Origin of the sequence: Spirosoma sp. KNUC1025 (genome assembly GCF_045160025.1) — a bacterium.
Taxonomy (GTDB): Bacteria; Bacteroidota; Bacteroidia; order Cytophagales; family Spirosomataceae; genus Spirosoma.
The window spans coordinates 3,934,121-3,953,460 of sequence record NZ_CP087139.1; the positions used below are offsets into that span (position 1 = coordinate 3,934,121).

At 48.5% G+C, this 19,340-nt stretch carries 20 protein-coding genes; 9 read left to right on the top strand and 11 right to left on the bottom strand.

Features of this window, described 5'->3' with window-relative positions; genetic code table 11:
- Window positions 1-26 precede the first annotated feature (26 nt).
- From LN737_RS17090 to LN737_RS17105, 4 genes are all read right to left on the bottom strand, one after another.
- Entirely contained in the window at window positions 27-1,031 is a 1,005-nt protein-coding gene (locus tag LN737_RS17090; RefSeq protein WP_405511005.1) for a family 43 glycosylhydrolase, read from the bottom strand.
- A 113-nt stretch (window positions 1,032-1,144) separates the two neighbouring features.
- On the bottom strand, window positions 1,145-2,620 hold the full coding sequence (locus LN737_RS17095) for a DEAD/DEAH box helicase (RefSeq protein WP_405511006.1): 1,476 nt from the start codon (window positions 2,618-2,620) through the stop codon (window positions 1,145-1,147).
- A 200-nt stretch (window positions 2,621-2,820) separates the two neighbouring features.
- Complete coding sequence (locus LN737_RS17100; protein ID WP_405511007.1) at window positions 2,821-3,594, bottom strand: SDR family oxidoreductase; 774 nt, start codon at window positions 3,592-3,594, stop codon at window positions 2,821-2,823.
- Between the two features lie 85 nt (window positions 3,595-3,679).
- Complete coding sequence (locus tag LN737_RS17105; protein ID WP_405511008.1) at window positions 3,680-4,495, bottom strand: phytanoyl-CoA dioxygenase family protein; 816 nt, start codon at window positions 4,493-4,495, stop codon at window positions 3,680-3,682.
- Window positions 4,496-5,142: 647 nt separating this feature from the next.
- Here LN737_RS17105 and LN737_RS17110 point away from each other — a divergent pair.
- A complete protein-coding gene (locus LN737_RS17110) occupies window positions 5,143-5,805 on the top strand; it encodes a BamA/TamA family outer membrane protein (protein WP_405520433.1) in 663 nt (220 codons plus the stop codon).
- A gap of 42 nt (window positions 5,806-5,847) precedes the next feature.
- Here LN737_RS17110 and LN737_RS17115 read toward each other — a convergent pair whose 3' ends face one another.
- The 4 genes from LN737_RS17115 to asnS all read right to left on the bottom strand — a co-directional run bounded on the left by LN737_RS17115 (window position 5,848) and on the right by asnS (window position 10,162).
- Complete coding sequence (locus LN737_RS17115) at window positions 5,848-6,516, bottom strand: phosphatase PAP2-related protein (RefSeq protein ID WP_405511009.1); 669 nt, start codon at window positions 6,514-6,516, stop codon at window positions 5,848-5,850.
- A 151-nt stretch (window positions 6,517-6,667) separates the two neighbouring features.
- On the bottom strand, window positions 6,668-7,483 hold the full coding sequence (locus tag LN737_RS17120) for an ion transporter (protein WP_405511010.1): 816 nt from the start codon (window positions 7,481-7,483) through the stop codon (window positions 6,668-6,670).
- 56 nt (window positions 7,484-7,539) lie between these two features.
- On the bottom strand, window positions 7,540-8,622 hold the full coding sequence (locus LN737_RS17125; protein WP_405511011.1) for a complex I subunit 1 family protein: 1,083 nt from the start codon (window positions 8,620-8,622) through the stop codon (window positions 7,540-7,542).
- Window positions 8,623-8,692: 70 nt separating this feature from the next.
- Window positions 8,693-10,162, bottom strand: a complete 1,470-nt coding sequence (asnS, locus tag LN737_RS17130) for an asparagine--tRNA ligase (protein ID WP_405511012.1) — start codon at window positions 10,160-10,162, stop codon at window positions 8,693-8,695.
- Window positions 10,163-10,317: 155 nt separating this feature from the next.
- Here asnS and LN737_RS17135 point away from each other — a divergent pair, with 155 nt between their 5' ends.
- From LN737_RS17135 to LN737_RS17145, 3 genes are all read left to right on the top strand, one after another.
- Window positions 10,318-10,827, top strand: a complete 510-nt coding sequence (locus tag LN737_RS17135) for a histidine phosphatase family protein (protein WP_405511013.1) — start codon at window positions 10,318-10,320, stop codon at window positions 10,825-10,827.
- Window positions 10,828-10,913: 86 nt separating this feature from the next.
- Window positions 10,914-11,105, top strand: coding sequence for a hypothetical protein (locus LN737_RS17140; protein WP_405511014.1), 192 nt, complete (start codon window positions 10,914-10,916; stop codon window positions 11,103-11,105).
- 10 nt (window positions 11,106-11,115) lie between these two features.
- The gene (locus tag LN737_RS17145) at window positions 11,116-11,505 is read left to right on the top strand and encodes a VOC family protein (protein WP_405511015.1); all 390 of its coding nucleotides are present in this window, start codon (window positions 11,116-11,118) and stop codon (window positions 11,503-11,505) included.
- A gap of 142 nt (window positions 11,506-11,647) precedes the next feature.
- Here LN737_RS17145 and LN737_RS17150 read toward each other — a convergent pair whose 3' ends face one another.
- Together LN737_RS17150 and xerD are read right to left on the bottom strand one after the other, a co-directional pair.
- Entirely contained in the window at window positions 11,648-12,832 is a 1,185-nt protein-coding gene (locus tag LN737_RS17150; RefSeq protein WP_405511016.1) for an aminotransferase class V-fold PLP-dependent enzyme, read from the bottom strand.
- Between the two features lie 46 nt (window positions 12,833-12,878).
- Window positions 12,879-13,817 (bottom strand): site-specific tyrosine recombinase XerD, encoded by a 939-nt coding sequence (gene xerD / locus LN737_RS17155; RefSeq protein ID WP_405511017.1) that lies wholly within the window; start codon window positions 13,815-13,817, stop codon window positions 12,879-12,881.
- 102 nt (window positions 13,818-13,919) lie between these two features.
- Between xerD and aroQ the strand changes: the two genes are divergently transcribed.
- The 5 genes from aroQ to LN737_RS17180 all read left to right on the top strand — a co-directional run bounded on the left by aroQ (window position 13,920) and on the right by LN737_RS17180 (window position 17,961).
- Window positions 13,920-14,348 (top strand): type II 3-dehydroquinate dehydratase, encoded by a 429-nt coding sequence (aroQ, locus tag LN737_RS17160; RefSeq protein ID WP_405511018.1) that lies wholly within the window; start codon window positions 13,920-13,922, stop codon window positions 14,346-14,348.
- 92 nt (window positions 14,349-14,440) lie between these two features.
- Window positions 14,441-15,460 carry an aminotransferase class V-fold PLP-dependent enzyme gene (locus tag LN737_RS17165; protein ID WP_405511019.1) on the top strand — a complete coding sequence of 340 codons (1,020 nt, stop codon included), beginning with the start codon at window positions 14,441-14,443 and terminating at the stop codon, window positions 15,458-15,460.
- A gap of 29 nt (window positions 15,461-15,489) precedes the next feature.
- On the top strand, window positions 15,490-16,065 hold the full coding sequence (locus LN737_RS17170; protein ID WP_405511020.1) for a MarC family protein: 576 nt from the start codon (window positions 15,490-15,492) through the stop codon (window positions 16,063-16,065).
- Between the two features lie 385 nt (window positions 16,066-16,450).
- The gene (locus tag LN737_RS17175; protein WP_405511021.1) at window positions 16,451-17,485 is read left to right on the top strand and encodes a glutamine synthetase beta-grasp domain-containing protein; all 1,035 of its coding nucleotides are present in this window, start codon (window positions 16,451-16,453) and stop codon (window positions 17,483-17,485) included.
- Window positions 17,486-17,640: 155 nt separating this feature from the next.
- The gene (locus tag LN737_RS17180; protein ID WP_405511023.1) at window positions 17,641-17,961 is read left to right on the top strand and encodes a hypothetical protein; all 321 of its coding nucleotides are present in this window, start codon (window positions 17,641-17,643) and stop codon (window positions 17,959-17,961) included.
- A gap of 6 nt (window positions 17,962-17,967) precedes the next feature.
- On the opposite strand, the gene LN737_RS17185 is transcribed toward LN737_RS17180, so the two are convergent.
- Entirely contained in the window at window positions 17,968-19,086 is a 1,119-nt protein-coding gene (locus LN737_RS17185; protein ID WP_405511024.1) for a hypothetical protein, read from the bottom strand.
- Window positions 19,087-19,340: the final 254 nt, after the last annotated feature.

Consider the following 19,340-nt stretch of genomic DNA (forward strand, 5'->3'; position numbering starts at 1 on the left):
CGATGAAAAAGAGAAACATATCTGTGTCAGTTCACTAGTTGAGGAGTTGCATTCTGCCATTTTACTTCGCGGTTGGATAGAAACCAGCTTTTTCCTTTATCATTATTCCCCTGATAGAACAGATACGTTTTGCTGGTTGGCGTTGTAAATAGGTGCGGATGTCCAGACTCACTGGCATTCCAGCTTCCCGGATCACCGTTTTTGAGAAATGGCTTGGTTTGCTGGCGTTCCCAGTGAAGACCATCTGTGCTGCGGGCCACGCCGATTTGCTGTGGCCAATTATTGTAGGCTCCTGCGTAAAACATAACCAGTTCATTGCCCCGCTGAATGACGGAAGGAGCCTCGATGCATTCGCCTTCCCAAGGATAGTCGGGCTTCAGAATTGGTCCGTTGGTTGAAAGGAGCTTCCAGTCCTGCCGTTCGAAGTTGGTATTGGCCGGTGCTACAGCTACGCCTAGCTGCTGGATCCTGTAAGCAGGATCGCGGGTGGCGAAATAAAGGAAGTATTGATTGTTGAACTTGACTACGTCGGCGTCAATAGCTCGTCCACACGACCATTGACTGATTTCCGGGTGGAAAATCGGATTGGTGGGGTTACGCTCAAAATGGATACCATCCGTCGAACTGGCGTGGCAAATTGCGTCGCTACGTCCATTGCCATACGTCTGATAAAACAGGTGAACTTTGCCATCACGTACCAACGCGCCCGGTGCGCAAAAACCCTTACGCTCATAATCGGCAACCGGTGGAATCTCCGCTACTTTACGCCAGGTGGATAAATCCTGGCTTTCGGCAATACCAATACCCCAGCGATCAGCCCCGGTCGAGTCTTTACCGGTTGGGACGGAATAGTACAGTAAGTAGCGTTTCTCAAACCAGACCACGTGCGGATCTTTGGCAAAAGCAGGTTTACGATGGGTCGAATCCCCAAACATCATGCTGGGACGTAACATCTGCGCCGTAACCCGCGTAAATGATAACCCACTACTCAATGTAAGCGTAACGAACAGGCCAGAAAAAATACGAAGCATAGTCAGCACCATTTGTAGTTCTCAAATACGTAACGGGCGGCTTACCTACTCATCGGATGGGTTCTTCCGGTCCTAAAATCAAAAAGTCCCAGATTTCTCCGGGACTTTTTCGCTTAATAATTTTTATCTGAAGTCAAATCAATGTAGCGACTGTTGCCGGTACCTCGCGCCGGGCGCTGTTCGCGATTGCCGCCGGGAGATGGCCGTTTCGTGTCGTTGAGTTGTTGCTGGGCATTACGTCCGTCGTTACGTACCTGATTGCGGTTGCCGTCAGATCGGGGCGCATCGCTACTCGTCCGGCGGTCGTTGTTCCGGTTCGGATTGCCCGGTTGCGACGAACCATTTCTGCGGTCGTTGCCCTGTTGCTGACGTGGTCCACCATTGCGATTACCACCCTGGTTGCGTCCCTGCCGTTGTGCTGGCCCAGGCGTTACTGTAGCTGTCGTAATATTGAGCACATACGGATGTTCTGTAACAACCGGTACGTTCTTTCCAATCAGCTTATGAATGTCTCTTAGGTATGCGGTTTCTTCGGCGTCACAAAATGACAATGCAATACCATCGTTTCCAGCGCGACCTGTCCGACCAATGCGGTGAACATACGTTTCGGGAATGTTTGGCAGCTCGTAGTTTATGACGTGCGACAGCTCGTCAACGTCGATACCGCGGGCAGCAATATCCGTCGCTACCAATACCCGCGTTTCCCGGCTTTTGAAATTCGATAATGCACGCTGGCGGGCATTCTGCGATTTGTTGCCGTGAATGGCTTCAGCACCGATTCCCGCTTTAAGTAGATCCTTAACCACTTTATCCGCACCGTGTTTTGTACGGGCAAAAACCAGCGCCGACCGAATCTTCGTATCGTTCAGGATATGCACGAGCAACCTGCGTTTGTCATCTTTGCTGACAAAATACATCGCCTGTTGAATCGTTTCGGCGGTTGACGATACGGGAGTTACCTCCACTTTTGCCGGATTCTGCAAAATTGTGTCGGCAAGTTTTGCTACGTCTGGCGGCATGGTCGCTGAGAAAAACAGCGATTGACGACGTTCGGGTAAACGAACGATGACTTTCTTAACATCGTGAATAAAACCCATATCGAGCATGCGGTCGGCTTCGTCAAGCACAAAGAATTGCACATCACGGAGCGAAACATGCCCCTGAGTCATCAGGTCGAGTAATCGGCCGGGTGTGGCAATGAGTACATCAACACCAGCTTTAAGTGCGTTCACCTGAGCGTGTTGCGAAACACCTCCAAAAATAACGGTGTGCCGGAGGTTCAGATAACGGCCGTAGGCGGCAAAACTTTCGTCAATCTGGATAGCGAGTTCGCGTGTTGGCGTCAGTATCAGCGTTTTAATGCGCCGGGGTGTTTTTGGGTTTTTGCTACGTTCTTCGTTCAGAAGTTGCAGAATCGGAATGGCGAAGGCTGCTGTTTTGCCGGTACCTGTCTGAGCGCAACCGAGCAAATCCCGGCGGCTTAACAGAATGGGTATAGCTTGTTGCTGAATGGGCGTAGGGGTGGAGTATCCTTCTTCGGCAAGGGCCTTCAGGATTGGGTCAATTAAATTTAAATCGGAAAATTGCATGTGTTGGTTGGACGTCGGCAGGCAAGGAAAAAAAGCTTTGATGTAAGGTTCGCATCCAACGTCTTCGTAAAGTTATATGGGCAGAACGCTAACAAGATAAATAAAGTGCCATTGGTTGGCTAAGTGCAAAAATGAATGCCATAACGGCAGGTCATGGCATTCATTTTTTGATAAACCCATCTTCGTAGAAGTGCATCGACCTAGTCGTAAATACTTCCGGCTGTTTTTTCAACCAAGCCTTTGGGCAGGAGCCAGGCCATCAGTTTTCCGGCTTTATTGAGTAACCCCGTTACCACTTCGATTTTGCCGGTCAGCATCGCTTCAACGGCCTGCCGGGCTACGTCTTCGGGGGTCATGTTCACTTTTTCGGCGGCTTTGCGACCCTTCTCGCCAATCTGCGCCCGATCAGCGAATCCCGTATCGGTAGAGCCCGGACAGACGCAGGTGACCGAAACCGACGATTTTCGTAGCTCCTGATGCAAGCCGCGGCTGAACTGAAGCACAAACGCTTTAGATGCTGAGTATAAGCTCAAACCCGGTACAGCCTGGTAAGCTGCTGAGCTACTGATGTTCAGGACGTACGCTTTGGACTGTTGACGAAGCTGCGGCAAAAAGAGATACGTCAGTTCAACAAGAGCCGTCATGTTGACGGCCATCATATTGGTATGCTCAGCCAGCATATGTTTCTCGAATGGGCCACTGAGGCCATAACCTGCGTTGTTCACCAGCGCCTGAACAGTGTAATTCTTTTTCTGACACCAGTCAAAAACCTGTTGAGCGGCACCCGGCTCGGCCAGATCAATTGCGAATGTGTCGGTCTTGACGCTGTATTGTGAGGCTAATTGCTGAGCTACCTGCTTCAGAAGCGCAGCAGAACGGGCTACCAGCAGCAGGTCGAACTTTTGGCGGGCCAGCTCACTGGCTATTGCCAGACCAATGCCTTTGCTGGCGCCTGTGATGAGGGCGTAGGCCATAGGAGGAGAAAGGAGAAGGGAGAAAGGATTTAGGGAAGATTGCACAGGCCACCTTTTCCCTAAATCCTTTCTCCCTTCTCCTTTTTTAGATATTTACTTTTGAGATAAACCGGTGGTAGAACGGGGTTTTGCTATTCTCATGCTTCGGCATGTATTTGCCCGTTACAACAGGTACGTACATGACGCGCCGACGACTGGCTTCGCCTACATGCGGAGACTGCTGGGCGCGGTGCCACAAACGGCCGTCGTGTACTGACAGATCACCTGCGTTGATATCAAAGCCAATCTCGTGTTTATCGGGTTCGTTATCCACAAAATACTTTTTGCGGAACAGCATCTTCAGAATGCCTTGCTTGTGGGTGCCTGGAATGACGCGTAAGCCGCCGTTTTCGTAAGGCGTGGCATTCAGGTGGATACCGACGTTCAGCATGGGCATGATACGCTGCCCGAGGAAAATGTCGCGGGGGCTGTCGGTGTGCCAGCCCATCTGTGAGAACTTACTGTTGGGAGTGCGAACGTAGTGGTTTAGGATAAGCCCGTCTTTTTCAATTTCAGCAATGCGCCCTTCGTAGGGTTGAAGCAGGTCAACAACAGCTTGTAAGCGAGGGTCCTGTAAAAACTCGTGAAGTGATTTGCTGTGCTGCGACAGGAAACACATCCGCTGAATCATTGGGTTTCCGGCCTCATCCTGACCAAATTTTAGCGGAACACCATTGACTTTGTCACGACCTTCAGCGAGCCATTCTTTTTCGATTCGCTCTACTTCGCTGATGAATAATTTGACCGTTTCTGGATGAATGAAATTACGGAAAACGATAACGCCATATTTATTGAAAAACTGACGTTGTTCTGGGGTAATTGTTTCGCCCAGTGTGAAGGGCGGTAAATCGATTTTGCTCATATCGGTGGTTTACAGTTCGGACGTTCCGGGTTCAGTGCCAACCGTTGGCTGCCTTCCACGTGTGGGGTGCAACCATAATGGTTCCTTTAAGGTCCAAATCTACGAAATTTACAATTTTAGGATTACTTTTAATTGATTTAATTAATGTGACTTTAATTAACGGTTATTTTAGTGCCTGTTCGTCCGTTATGTGATCAGCGGTTAATTCTGCTGTTATTCAGTAGTTTATTGAGTTCTTTTAGTACTTTATCGGCCCAGCCGGATACTATCTCGTTGCCTCGTCAGCCCGTAAAAAAATTGGCTTATGAGAACCGTCATACTTTAATTTTACCATTAATAGCCCGTTCTATCGAAACCGACTGGTCGGTTGACCTGGCAGGTTCGTTTACGTTTCGCTTCAGCCGGTTCTATACAACCACTCGTACCTCTAACACATAGGCCCTGGCTTTATACTCACTTCGCAAACAATTTATTGCGGCAGTCGATGTAACAATCTACTTCCCCGGCAAACAATACATTCTAAACCATCAGATGTCGTACAGCTCATTTCCCGATAAATTTTGGGGGTTGGGTAAACACGCTCCTGAAAACACGAGGAATCCTATTCGTTTCGACAATATTACGTATACCTGAATTTTCAACGAAAAATTCAGGATCGTTTTTTTGCCGGATTACTCTACGAATACCAGCGTTTGCTGGCCATCGATTATCTGACAGGTGGACTTTTCGATCAGCTAAATATGCGGGGGCATAATCCGTATCATATTTCGGGAGCGGGGTTGAGCCTGACGTATGATTCGCGTAACAATGCGTTCGCTCCTGACCGGGGTGGCTTTTTGCAGCTTTACTTTGATCACTTTGCACCCGTTTTAGGCTTTGATTTTCAATACACAAATTACGTAGTCGACTTTCGTCGGTTCATACGCCTGTACCGGCAACAAGTGCTGGCTATTCAAGCCTATGGTTTTTTCAATTCGGGCGAAACGCCGTTACGTAGTCTGGCCAGCTTTGGCGGCTCCAATAGCATGCGTGGGTTTTACGATGGTCGTTATCGGAGTAAGAATCAGGTAGTTTTTCAGGCAGAATACCGGGTTCCCATATTCTGGCGGATTGGCGCTGTCGGCTTTTTTGGAGCAGGCAACGTTGGTAGCCAATTACGGGAGCTGAATTTCGAAGACCTTAAATACTCGATTGGTTGCGGAGTCAGAGTCGCGCTGAATCGCAGGGAACGGTTAAATCTACGTATCGGCTTGGGAATTGGCCAGAGCGTATCAAATGATCTGTATTTTCAATTGGGAGAAGCATTCTAGCGGTAAACAAATGATAGCCCTACAGGAGCAACACATTCCAGCTTATTCGTCCTGCAACTCCCGATTATTCCAGCCACTTAGGCCTAACCATTTGCCAAGCCGATAAAAAGGGTATGTGAACACAAAAGCGCCCATTACGTCGATGGTATAATGTACGTGTTGTACCAGTAACAGTGCCCCTACAATCAGCGAGCCAATCAGTACTAACAGGCGATCCGTGCGCTGACGCAGGCAGAGGAAAATCAGGAAAATGGTAGAGGTATGGCCGGAATAAAATAAATCTTTGGTGATGTAAACCTTACCGTAGAAGGCATTGGTGATCGGATCGACCATCGGTATTAGTCCGGGAGGGGGGTTGAGTGGAAACAGATTTATGCTGATCATCCGCGACAGGCTAATGAGAAAATAGCTGTAAACGAACATCATGAAGATGGCCGGGCTACGTCGGACACGTACCACCAGGAGGATCGCCGACGCCCAGATAACCCCAAAAATGATCAGTGATACATCCCGTGGGACCAGTGTTGCCAGCACCCAATCGTTCAAAACGGGGCCGCTATGTCGTTCAATAATTTGAAAGAAAATTGGAAAGGCGCCCAGCAAAGCCAGAAAGCTTAGTACGCCAGCAATAAATTTTCGTCTGAAAATGGGTGAACGCCAGGCGGCATTCCAGATAAGATCGTCTACTGGATCGGGAGAAAGAATGGACATAAGCAATGGAAAAGGCCGCAAATTTACGAACATATGCGGTATACTGCTTAAACCGTACGAATTGGAATCCTGTTATAAATGGTCCATCAACTCAACTTCTTGAGCCGTTGCCTATTCAGACGATCAGACAGATTTTCCAGGAACCAAAGTTTTACAAATGAGAGCCGCAGTATTTGCAAAAGACGGCATCGGGATCATGGCCCTGACGGCTGCAATTAGGACACGCCTGGGTTGAAATTTCCTGCTTCTTGGTGGCTGCCGTCAGACTAACGGCCACAATACCCGTGGGTACGGCAATTATTACATAGCCCAGCAGCATAATAATCGTCGCGATGAATTTGCCCATGGGTGTACTGGGCACAATATCCCCATAGCCGACGGTCGTGATGGTGATGACTGCCCAGTAAATACTTAATGGAATACTCTCAAATCCGTTAGATCGCCCTTCAACGACGTACATCATGGCTCCGAGCGTAATGACCAGGGTGAAAATAGCCACGAAAAATACTGTAATCTTAGCCCGGCTTTCCCGCAACGAATAAGCGAGCAGCGTAGCGGCTGCTGTGTATTCACCCAATTTCAGAATTCGGAAAATACGTAACAGGCGCAGTATCCGCACAGCAGCTAATTCATGAGCGCCAAACAGAAACAAGCCGAGATAACTTGGTAAAATGGCCAATAGGTCAACAAGACCGAAAAAGCTGAAAATGTAACGTAGCGGTTGCCGGATACTGATAATTCTGAGGATGTATTCAAGGGTAAACAGGATTGTGAACACCCATTCGATTCGGTCGAAGAAAAGACCGTATGGTTTTGTTAGGGCCGGTATGCTTTCCAGAATGACGGCCAGTACACTCAGAACGATGAGAAAGAGCAACGTAACGTCGAATACCCGGCCAGCCAGTGTATCAGATTCAAAAATGATTTCGTGAAGTCGGTGCTGAAAACGCTGCCATCGGGAGTTCATTTTGCGTAGTTTTTTAAAGCCAGATGTAAGCAATGTCCTAATCGCACAAACGATTCTTAGATCATCAGCAACCGCCAGATGCCTGAGATAAGCAGCAGGACCAGCGCGCTAGGCGTCAGAACTTTCCAGCACAGGTGCATCATCTGGTCGACGCGGATGCGCGGGAGCGTCCAGCGCACCCACATCTGAACAAGCACGGCCAGAAAAACCTTCGAGAGCAGCCAGAAACCACCACTGAGATTTCCCCAGAGGGTACCCGGTTCGCCACTCGTCCAGTCGGCCAGATGAACGGGTCCAATGTTAGGGAAAGGTGTGTTCCAGCTACCTAAAAACAACACAGCTCCTAAAAAAGACACCAGCAACATCATGGCGTACTCCGACAGATAAAGCAAGGCAAAGCGCATCCCTGAATATTCGGTATGGAATCCACCCACAATTTCAGACTCGCCTTCGGGCAGGTCGAACGGTGCCCGATTGCTTTCAGCGAGGGTACAAATGAAAAAGATAACGTAGGCAATCAATAAAAACGGGTTGCGCAGGATGTTCCAGGCGAAAATACCGCCCCATCCTGTTACGTTAACGCCCAATGCTTTCAGCCCAAACAGGTAATTTGTTTCGGTTGTGTAGATACCCTGCTGAAAACTAAGGGTTTGCAAATTGAGGGTTTGGCAAATCATAACCACGCACAAAATGGTCAGACCCAGCGGAATCTCGTAAGAGATGATCTGAGCAACTGACCGCATGGCTCCAAACAGCGAGTATTTGTTGTTCGACCCCCAACCGGCCATCAGAATACCCACTACGTCGAACGAAACGATAGCCATCAGATAAAAAACCCCGACGGCTGCCCCTGACCCCTGTAAATCAGGCGTTAGAGGCAGCACGGCAAAGCCCGCGAATACCGACGCGAAAATGATGGATGGAGCAAGCAGAAACAAGCGTCGGTCAGCGGCCGTAGGTACAATATCTTCCTTCTGCAGGAGTTTCAATAGATCGGCGAATAGCTGCAATAACCCCCATTTCCCCGTTTCCATAGGGCCAAGGCGATCCTGCATAAAGGCCGAAACCTTACGTTCTGTGTACACCCCGACGACAACAAAGCCGGAGGCCATCAGCAGGAAAATGGGTAAAGCAAGCATTTCGTAGTGCCGGACTTCTGGTCCGGCTGAGAAAGTATAGTTACAACCGGATCTCTGATCCGGTGTTACGTTAAAACTCGGCTGATTTCGGTGCTCTTGGGAAAGGGATAACGTCGCGGATGTTACCCATGCCTGTTACAAACAACACCAACCGCTCAAAGCCTAAACCAAAGCCTGCGTGTGGCGCCGAACCAAACCGGCGGGTATCCAGATACCACCAGAGTGCTTCTGGCTCAATACCAACTTCCTGCATACGGGCAACTAATTTATCCAGATCATCCTCCCGCTGCGAGCCGCCGATGATTTCACCAATTCCAGGAAACAGTACGTCCATGGCCCGGACCGTTGGTCCAAAGACATCACCCCGCGAGTTGGTCGCTGGAGCATCGTCCTGTTTCATGTAGAACGCTTTGATTTCGCGGGGGTAGTTGGTCAGAATAACCGGTTTTTTAAAGTGCTTCTCGACCAGATACCGCTCGTGTTCCGACTGCAAATCAACCCCCCATTTCACTTCGTACTGGAACTGCCCTTTTTTGGCAGGCTTTGAGTTGACGAGAATGTCGATTGCTTCGGTATAGGTTAGCCGTACAAATTCATTACTGATGACAAACTGAAGTTTTTCGAGCAGACCAAGTTCGCTTTGTTCTTCTTTTTTCTTGGTCTTCTCTTCCTCTTTCAGTCGGTTATCCAGAAAGGCCAGATCGTCGGCACAGTGCTGTAGCGCATACCGAATAACCGTTTTGACGAAATCTTCGGCCAGGTTCATGTTATCTTCCAGTTCGAAGAACGCCATTTCGGGCTCAATCATCCAGAACTCGGCAAGGTGGCGGGTTGTGTTCGAGTTTTCAGCCCGGAATGTGGGACCGAAGGTGTAAATTTTCCCTAAGGCCATTGCACCTAACTCGCCCTCCAGCTGACCCGATACGGTCAGGTTCGTTTCGCGACCAAAAAAATCCAGGCTGTAATCGACCTTTCCGTCTTCATTGAGAGGAGGTTTGATGGCGTCTAGCGTCGTGACACGAAACATTTCTCCGGCTCCCTCAGCGTCGGAGGCCGTAATGATGGGCGTGTTGAGGTAGTAAAAGCCGTTGTCGTTGAAATACTTATGGATGGCAAACGCCAGTGCATGCCGTATGCGTAACACTGCGCTGAACGTATTGGTACGTGGACGCAGGTGGGCAATCTCACGCAAAAATTCCAGCGAGTGCCGCTTAGGTTGCAGCGGATATTTTTCAGGATCGGCAGTGCCGTAGATCGTTACGTCACTGATTTTTAGTTCGACGGCCTGCCCGGCTCCCTGCGACTCAACCAACTGACCTGTAATTGCTAAGCAGGCACCCGTCGTAATTAGTTTAAGCGTTTCCTCGGCGAGTTGACCGGTTTCAGCGACAGCCTGAATATTATTAATGGTTGACCCGTCGTTGAGGGCAATAAAAACGGCATTTTTACTTTCTCGCTTGGTACGGACCCACCCCTTCACGGTTATGGTAGCGCCAACAGGAGCAGCTTTTAATAATTGCTGAATAGGGAAATAACTCATACAGAAACAACAATCGAAGGATAGTTATGGCCGCAAAAGTACGGATTGTCGGCTGAATCGTCCATAGATTTTAACGTTCATCCACATCCTACATGCAATCCGTGCCAATTGCCGTTCTATTTTTGCATTCATTAACCGACGCTAACCCTACCTGTATGTCTATTACGCTTTATATTGTCCGTCATGCAAAAGCTGAAGATCGGGCCATATTCATGTCCGATTTTGATCGAAAATTAACGTCCGACGGCATTATGGCTGCCGCCCGAATGGGCCGTTATCTAAAAGGAAAGGGTGTTTTGCCGCATGTGATACTGAGCAGTATGGCCCCCCGTGCCAGCGAAACGGCAACAGGTATTGCTGAACAGATCGGATTCGATTTAGATCAAATTGCGTTTAATGAAACACTGTATGAAGGTGGTCCAAAAGCTTATCTGGCTGCAATCAATGCGGTTTCGGATTCGGCTCAATCGGCCATGATTGTTGGACACAATCCCGACGTATCGTATCTGGCTGAATTTCTGACTCATCAGAATATTGGCTCAATGGGTAAAGGAGCTGTAGTAGCCGTTTCGTTCGACAACCTGTCGTGGGCAGCCATTTCAGGACGGACGGGCAGCGTAGCGTTTAAAATTGCCCCGAAACAACTGTCAACTAATGATGAATGAGTAATGATGAATGATGAATGCGGTGACTTGCCAATTTACATATTCATCATTCATCATTACTCATTCACAATTCATCATTTACTAGCGTGAACCGTAACCGTCGTATTTTCATCGTCGTTTTTGTTGTTTTCACTACCATCGTGGCTTTGCTGGCTATCGATATGGCGAGTCGCACGACGGCTCCCTGGAACAAGCACAAAGAATTGGAGCGGGCACTACCGGCTAAGGACGGAACCGTTGTAGATACAGCGGCTGCCGACACATTGCTCGAACCCTAACGTATTGACCATGTTGAAGTTAACCTCTGTACACCATATAGCTATCATCTGCTCGGATTATCAGATCTCGAAGCATTTTTACACCGAAATTCTGGGATTATCGGTTTTAGGTGAATATTTCCGGGCCGAACGCCAATCGTACAAACTGGATCTGGCGCTGAATGACCACTACGTTATTGAGCTATTCTCGTTTCCGAACCCGCCCAAACGCCCGTCCCGGCCCGAAGCGCTTGGCCTGCGTCATCTGGCGTTTGCCGTGGCCGATATAGATGCCGCTGTATCACATCTGACTGAACAGGGCGTTATGACTGAACCAATCCGTGTGGATGAACATACCGGCCGACGCTTTACGTTCTTCGCTGACCCCGACGATTTACCGCTGGAACTATATGAAGCTTAGTCTAGCGATATAAATCGAATTTGTTGGCAAGGGGCCAAATCGAACAAGAGTATTTGCTTGGTGTTTTTATAAAGTACGTAGCGGAAGTAATGGCTCCTACAAAAAATCAGTAGTGCCTTTGCTTCCGTTACGTATTGCACAATTAGGCTAAAACCGTTTTCAGTACGTTGACCAATGCCTCAACATCATCGCTGGTGTTGTATAAATGAGGGGCAATACGCAGGACACGTGCTCGTGCGGATACCGATACATTACTGGCCAGCAATGATTGTTGAACCGTCATGGGATCAGCCTGGGCGGGTAACCATAAGCCAACGAGGTGATGGCTACGTCCCTGACTGCCATTTTCCGGCTCGATAGTACAGCCCAGCTTTTCGAGAGCAGGCCAGGCATCGGTCATGAGCTGCTGTGTGTAATCCTGAATACGTGCTGGTTGCCAGTCGATGAGCTGGCCTAAAGATGTTTCAAGCATGGGCATCTGGAGAAAGTGCGAATGCTCGCCAACGTTGTACCGATACGCTTTCGGGCGATACGCGGGTTGATAATCCATCAGCCGATGAAACTGATTGCTGTCGAGTCGGTTCATCCAGCTTTCTTCAAGCGGTATTCCTTCGTCGAAAGCAGGGCCGTAATAGGCCAGACCCAGCGAATAGGGGCCCATGAGCCACTTATAGCCCGCACAAATAACGGCATCAGGCTGAACCGCTTCGAGATCGAATGGTAAAGCGCCAATTGCCTGCGTACCATCTATGACCAACCAGGCGCCTACATCGCGGGCGCGCTGACCAATGGCTTCGAGATCAAAACGAATGCCGTACATCCAGTGAACGGGCGGCACTACCACTACGGTCGTGTCGGGGCCGATGGCTTCCAGCAGCCGTTCATTCCAGACCTGTCCCTTCGGAAACCCGTCCGGTACGTCGACGATGGTTGTAGTCAGTCCAAGTTCGTCACATACTCGTCCCCAGGCGTACACATCACTTGGAAATTCATCCCCGATCAATACAATACGTTTCCCTTTCTGGAAGCCAGGTTTTAGGGGCAGGTTACGGGCTACGACGCCCATCCCGTATGAAACGGCAGGTATAACGGCAATACGGTCAGGATCAGGATTGTTGATGAGCTGGGAGAACAGTTCGCGAACGTGGATGGCTCCATTGAAAAAATCGTCGGGGCGAAGGCCAAAGGGGTTAGCCTGGCGGGTAAGGGTGTCATGACCAGCCTGTTCGACGGACCGGCTAAGTGGGCCGCGCGTGGCACAGTTTAAATAATGAATACCTTCAGGCAGACTAAAAAGATGTTTTTGTGATGGAAGTGTGTTCGTCATCTGGTTGAGATTTAGAGGTCAGGTTGAATATTGTCTGCTACGTAAATTATTCCCGGCGACCAGCTCGACCCGTTCCCCGTAGTCCGCTACCGGCTCTTGGGTGAAATTCGCGTAGCGTTTGTTGTAAATAATCGCGGTCGAGGTGGGTATAGATTTCGGTTGTCGTGATGGATTCATGGCCAAGCATTTGCTGCACCGCCCGCAGGTCGGCTCCGCCTTCGATCAGGTGCGTAGCAAACGAATGTCGGAAGGTATGCGGACTGATTGTTTTTTTGATCCCCACTTCCGAAGCCAGTTTCTTGATGGTGGTGAAGACCGAAATTCGCGAGAGCTGCTTTCCGCGCAGATTTAGAAAAATAGTGTCTTCATCGCCTTTTTGCACATCCAGCCGGCTACGTACATGCTCAACATAGATGCGGGTGTAATGCATGGCATCCTCGCCAATCGGCACCAGTCGGACTTTATCGCCTTTGCCAATAACCCGAACGAAACCCGCATCGAAAAAACAGTTGGTCAGCCTCAGGTTCAGCAACTCAGAAACACGTAGCCCCGAACTATACAGCACTTCAAGCATAGCCCGGTCGCGGGTACCGCCCGGCGTCGACAGATCAATAGCGGCCAGGATGTCTTCTATTTCCGGAAAACTCAGGGTGTCGGGCAGTTTACGGCCAAGTTTAGGCGCTTCCAGCATCTGAGTCGGGTCGTGCTGAATCAGATTTTCGAGCACCAGGTATTTAAAAAATGATTTCATTCCCGATAACATCCGCGCCTGGCTATGCGCCGACAAACCCAACTCGCCCAGGTATTTCAGGAAATTTATCAACTCTTTTTCCGTAACCTGCATGGGGTTCAGGTCGGGGTTAGTAAGCAGTACGTACTCGTATAGTTTTTCGGCGTCGTGCAGATACGCTTCGACCGAATTTTCGGCCAGCGACCGTTCGAGTTTAAGGTAGTTCTTGAAGGCGTTTATATAACTTTGCCACATAAGACGGTGAATGAATAATGGAAAATGTAAAATAAATAATGGGTGTCTGCTGAGATTCCCATCCATCATTGTCCATCACTCAGTATCCATGATTCAATTAGTATGAAACAGATTCTCATTATTAACGGCCCGAACCTCAACCTGTTAGGCAAGCGCGAACCGACTATTTATGGCAATCGCTCGTTTGTCGACTACCTCAAAACCATCGAAGACATGTTTCCTAACGTGCAACTTCGGTATTTTCAGTCGAATCACGAAGGAGAACTGATCGATAAAATCCACGAGCTGGGCTTCGACATCGATGGGATTGTGATTAATGCCGGAGCGTACACGCACACGTCCATTGCCATTGCGGATGCACTCTCGGCCGTAACAGCTCCGGCAATAGAAGTGCATATTTCGAACGTACATGCCCGAGAGTCGTTTCGGCACCACAGCTATCTGTCAGCCAAATGCAAAGGCGTTGTGGTCGGCCTCGGGCTGATGGGATATGAGCTGGCAATCCGATACTTATTGACGAATGATAAATGATAAATTATTTGTTGTAGAATCATTCATCATTCATCATTCATCATTCATCATTCATCATTCATCATTCATCATTCATCATTCATCATTTAGTTATGATCACTTTCTACCCCGGTCCTTCCAAAGTTTACCCGCAGGTAGCTGATTATGCGGCTGATGCGGTGAGGGAGGGAATTGTCAGTCTTAACCACCGGAGCGGTGGGTTTATGGATATCGTGAAAGAAACCATTGAGTTGCTTCACGAAAAACTCGCTATTCCGGCTGATTATCACATTGCGTTTGTTTCGTCAGCTACCGAGTGCTGGGAGATCGTGGCCCAGTCATTGACGGCAGAAGCCAGTTTGCATCCGCACAGTGGAGCGTTCGGAAAAAAGTGGGCTGAATATGCGTACCGAATCAAGCCGCCGATAAATCTGAGCGAAGCCGACGTACTGTGCATCGTTCAGAACGAAACCTCGAATGGTACGCAGGTGAACCGGGACACAATGGCGCAGTTCCGGCGTGATTTCTCCGGACTGATTGCTGTAGATGCTGTTTCTTCCATGGCCGGTATTACGTTCGACTGGGCACTGGCCGATGTCTGGTTCGCTTCGGTGCAAAAATGTTTTGGTTTGCCCGCGGGATTGGCCGTGCTGATTTATTCGCCTGCTGCGCTAAAACGGGCCGAGGAGATCGGGGAGAATACTCATTACAACAGTCTGCTGTTTATCCACGAAAACTTCTCAAAATTTCAAACGCCCTACACGCCAAATGGCCTGGGTATTTATCTGCTGATGCGGGTTATGCAGCAGGTGTCGCCTATCGCCAGTGTAAGCGCTTTGACCAAAAAACGGGCCACCGACTGGTACACTTTTTTTGAACGAGAATTGCCCGATTCGCCCGATCGGTTCAGACTTCTTATTCCTGATCCCGCTATCCGGTCTGATACAGTAATTGCCGTTGAAGGCTCCGAATCTGCAATAAAGGCTATTAAAACAGCGGCCCAGCAAGCGGGCATTACATTGGGTAATGGGTATGGCGATTGGAAAAATACTACCTTTCGAATTGCCAATTTTCCCGCTATCACCGATGAAGATATAGGAACTTTGCGGCAGTTTTTGCGGTCGTTTACGTAACGCGGGCACTTTACCCGCACAGTCGAGATATGTTCAACCTGAAAGAAGTCATTTCCGTTACGCTTATTCTGTTTTCAGTAATCGACGTAGTCGGTTCATTGCCAGTCATTATCGATCTACGGAAAAAGACCGGTAAAATCGAGTCGGAACGGGCAACGTTTGCGTCAGGTGCACTGATGATTTCTTTTCTGTTTGTGGGTGAACGAATACTGAAGTTATTTGGGGTTGACGTAGCATCGTTTGCGGTGGCTGGTGCGCTCATCATTTTCCTGATCGGGCTCGAAATGATTCTGGGCCGCACCATTTTCAAATCGGAAGTAAGTTCCGGAGGGGCTACACATATCGTACCTATTGCTTTTCCGCTAATTGCCGGAGCCGGTACGTTAACGACGATTATTTCGCTTCGGGCGGAGTACCAGATTGTCAATATCATCATCGGTATTATTCTCAATCTGATCCTGATTTATGTTGTGCTACGTTCGTCGGGCTGGTTCGAAACCCGGCTCGGTTCAGGCGGACTGGAAGTACTGCGCAAAATATTCGGTATTATCCTGCTGGCGATAGCCATTAAGTTGTTCAAGACGAATCTGATTGCCGACTTCTGATTTTACACCGGCAATCCATACCCAAAAACTTATTTCAGTTACTGTTCGATGCAACAGTGTTAAGTACGTAGTAAGTTTATACTATGTGATAACCTGTTTTTGCTAAAATTGACTAGTTTTCATTGATAACTAGCCCCTATTCATAGTTATACCGTACTGATTTGCTGGGTTTTGCTGCTAAGTGGGTAAAATTAGAATGTAATAAAATTTGGCGCTAAATATGGTATTTTACTGTACCAAACGAATTTTAATTATAATATTTCCGCAAAAACAGTAAAAAATATGGTTGAAGGCTTTATCGGCAATTATAATTTATTGTAATGACGCATTATATTTGCTGAAAGTCTTGTTACAAATCCCTATTCAATTCAATTCCACTGTAATCATGGCAAAGTCGAAGTTAGAGTACATTTGGCTCGATGGCTACAAGCCCACCCAAAGCCTGCGTTCAAAAACCAAAATTGAAGGCGATTTCTCGGGCAAACTGGAAGACTGCCCAATGTGGTCGTTTGATGGTTCTTCGACCGAGCAGGCTCCCGGCGGCTCGTCGGACTGTCTGCTGAAACCCGTTTTCATCTGCCCAGACCCACAACGTAAGAATGGTTACCTCGTTATGTGCGAAGTATTAAACGCTGATGGCACTGCCCATGAGTCGAATGGTCGCGCAACGATTGAAGACGATGACAACGATTTCTGGTTTGGTTTCGAGCAGGAGTACTTCCTGTGGGATGAATCAATTGATAAGCCACTTGGATTCCCGGCTGAAGGTTTTCCGAAGCGTGGTCAGGGGCCTTATTACTGCTCAGTAGGAGCTAAAAATGCCTATGGACGGTATATTGTCGAAGAGCATCTGGATGCTTGCCTGGATGCCGGTCTGAACGTAGAAGGTATCAATGCCGAAGTAGCAACAGGTCAGTGGGAATTCCAGATTTTTGCCAAAGGCGCTAAAGAAGCCGGTGATCAGATCTGGGTTGCCCGCTATATTCTGGAGCGAATCGGTGAGAAATACGGTATTTCGATCAACTGGCACTGCAAGCCGCTGGGCGCTACCGACTGGAACGGCTCAGGGATGCACGCCAACTTCTCGAACACAACACTCCGCACAGCTGGCAGCAAAGAAGTGTATTCGAAAATTTGCGAAGCCTTCTCGCCTGCTGATGTTATCAAAGAACACATCGCGGTATATGGTGCTGACAACGAGCAACGCCTAACGGGTAAGCACGAAACGCAGTCGATCGATCAATTCTCCTACGGTGTTTCTGACCGGGGCGCTTCGATCCGTATCCCAATTGCTACGGTAGAGCGCGGCTGGAAAGGCTGGCTGGAAGATCGTCGTCCAAACTCGGCGGCTGATCCTTACAAAGTTGCAGCAGTGATCATCAAAACTGTTAAGTCGGCTGACGTGCTGGAAACGGCATAAGCTTCCTTATATAATTTTCAAAAGCCCGGCCGCGTAAGTGGCCGGGCTTTTTTTGCGCGTTTTATTAACAAATATTTTTACTTGATATTGGGGTTCAATACGTACTTTTAGACCCCTTTAACTACCTTATTTTCTGAATTTTAACAAGAAATGTCATGGACGCAAAAGACTATGATTTCGAAGAAAAGTGGAAACAGTTCGAAGAAACCGGTAAAGCTGTATCAGGCACCATCGGTGCAGTAGCCGGAGCAATCGTAGGCATTTCCATAATGAGTTTGGGAGCTCCTGTTATGTATATGAACAGGAAAGCTGCTGGGAAAGACACTTCAGAAGCCCTCAAAGACACTGGAGAAAAGATTCTGGAGAAAGCTAAATGGATGAGCGAGTTTGGCCGGTTTACCGGGAAAAAATTCGGCCCCAAAATTTTAGGAACGATGCTTTTCGGTGTAACAGGTTTGCTCTCCAGCGAAGAATAGCGATCATCAGGAAAGGTTTGTTAACTGAGCCGTTAACTTGAGTAAGTAATCGGCCGTTTCCGGCGAATGGCGCCCAAGTCCGCATGAGCTGGCTACATCAACGTACTGACCACGCGCCGATTCTATGCTTTTTAGAATGTCGATGTTTTCGGCTACGCTACGTTTCTCATGCACAAAACCGGCAACAAATCGCGTTGCCGCCGGGAGCTGTATGTTTTTAAGCGGAGCGTAATACGTTGCGTTCGTTGATGGGGGCGTTCCGGCTTCTGCAAATGGATAATGGATGTAGGCCAATGTATGCTGCGAAGGCCACTCGTCAACCAAACGATTCGAGAAGCTAACCATTTTAGTCAGCGTTTTCGGATGAACGAGCGCTTCATTGTGAAAATCGCCCAGGCATAAATGCATACCGATCTGTGCACCCGGATTGATTTTCGACAATAAGTCTTTTATAGGAATCAACGCTAAACTCATCAGTGGCGAGGGCAGCATGTAAGCAGCATATAACTCTGGTGGCACTTCAATCTGGATAAGTACATCGTGGCCAATTTCGGCCAATACGGCATTTACTTCGCGGGCGATAATTGTGTTAAACGCTTTGGTGTAACGTAGCCACTGTATCTGACTCGCAAAAGCAAATCCCATGGCGAAACCTGTCGGAACGCCCATTTGAAATTTCAGGCCAGGCAGATTGTGTTGGTCTCGTAACCGCCGGAAAATTGGATAACTCTGCCGGGCAAACGCATCGTACCCTAGTTGAACATGGTGAGGCATATTGGCCGGAGAATGTTTAGGCTTGAGCTTTTGAAACTGGTTATAGTCAATCGCCATACCATCCTCTCCCCGAACAGGTTGTTTAATAATTTCCCAGCTGTCGGTGTCGCCTGTCAATTTTTCGATGGCGTATACTACCCAGGCAATGCGATTTCCTTTCGGGAAGGCAGGCGTTTTGTCGCCTATTTCGCCGTCGGGTAAGCTAAACAAAGCAGGACCCAGTACGTCTAAAGCCCGACTCATACAGGTTGTTTCATCATCGAACGGCATACTGCCAACTAGTAGCGCTGAACGTTTGGATTTCTGGTTTTCCGTCGGTAGGGTGGGGCCGGATTCCGGTTGTAGAACCATATTCGGATTGAGTTAAGGTTTAGGGAGGAACTTGATCATTGCATAGTTACAAAAACTTGTTCTTACTCTCTGATTGACAGTACTTTTTTTGCAATGGAGCAAGCCGCCTTGTGTCTTTATGTATCGACCTGATCCTTTGCGGACGGTCTTGTACAATACGGCATGTTTCGTTTTAAGACTTTATGTCGAACTCCCTGGCTGGCCAATTCAGTAGGCAGAATCAAAAAATAGAAAGGGAGTATTCTCTTACTGAA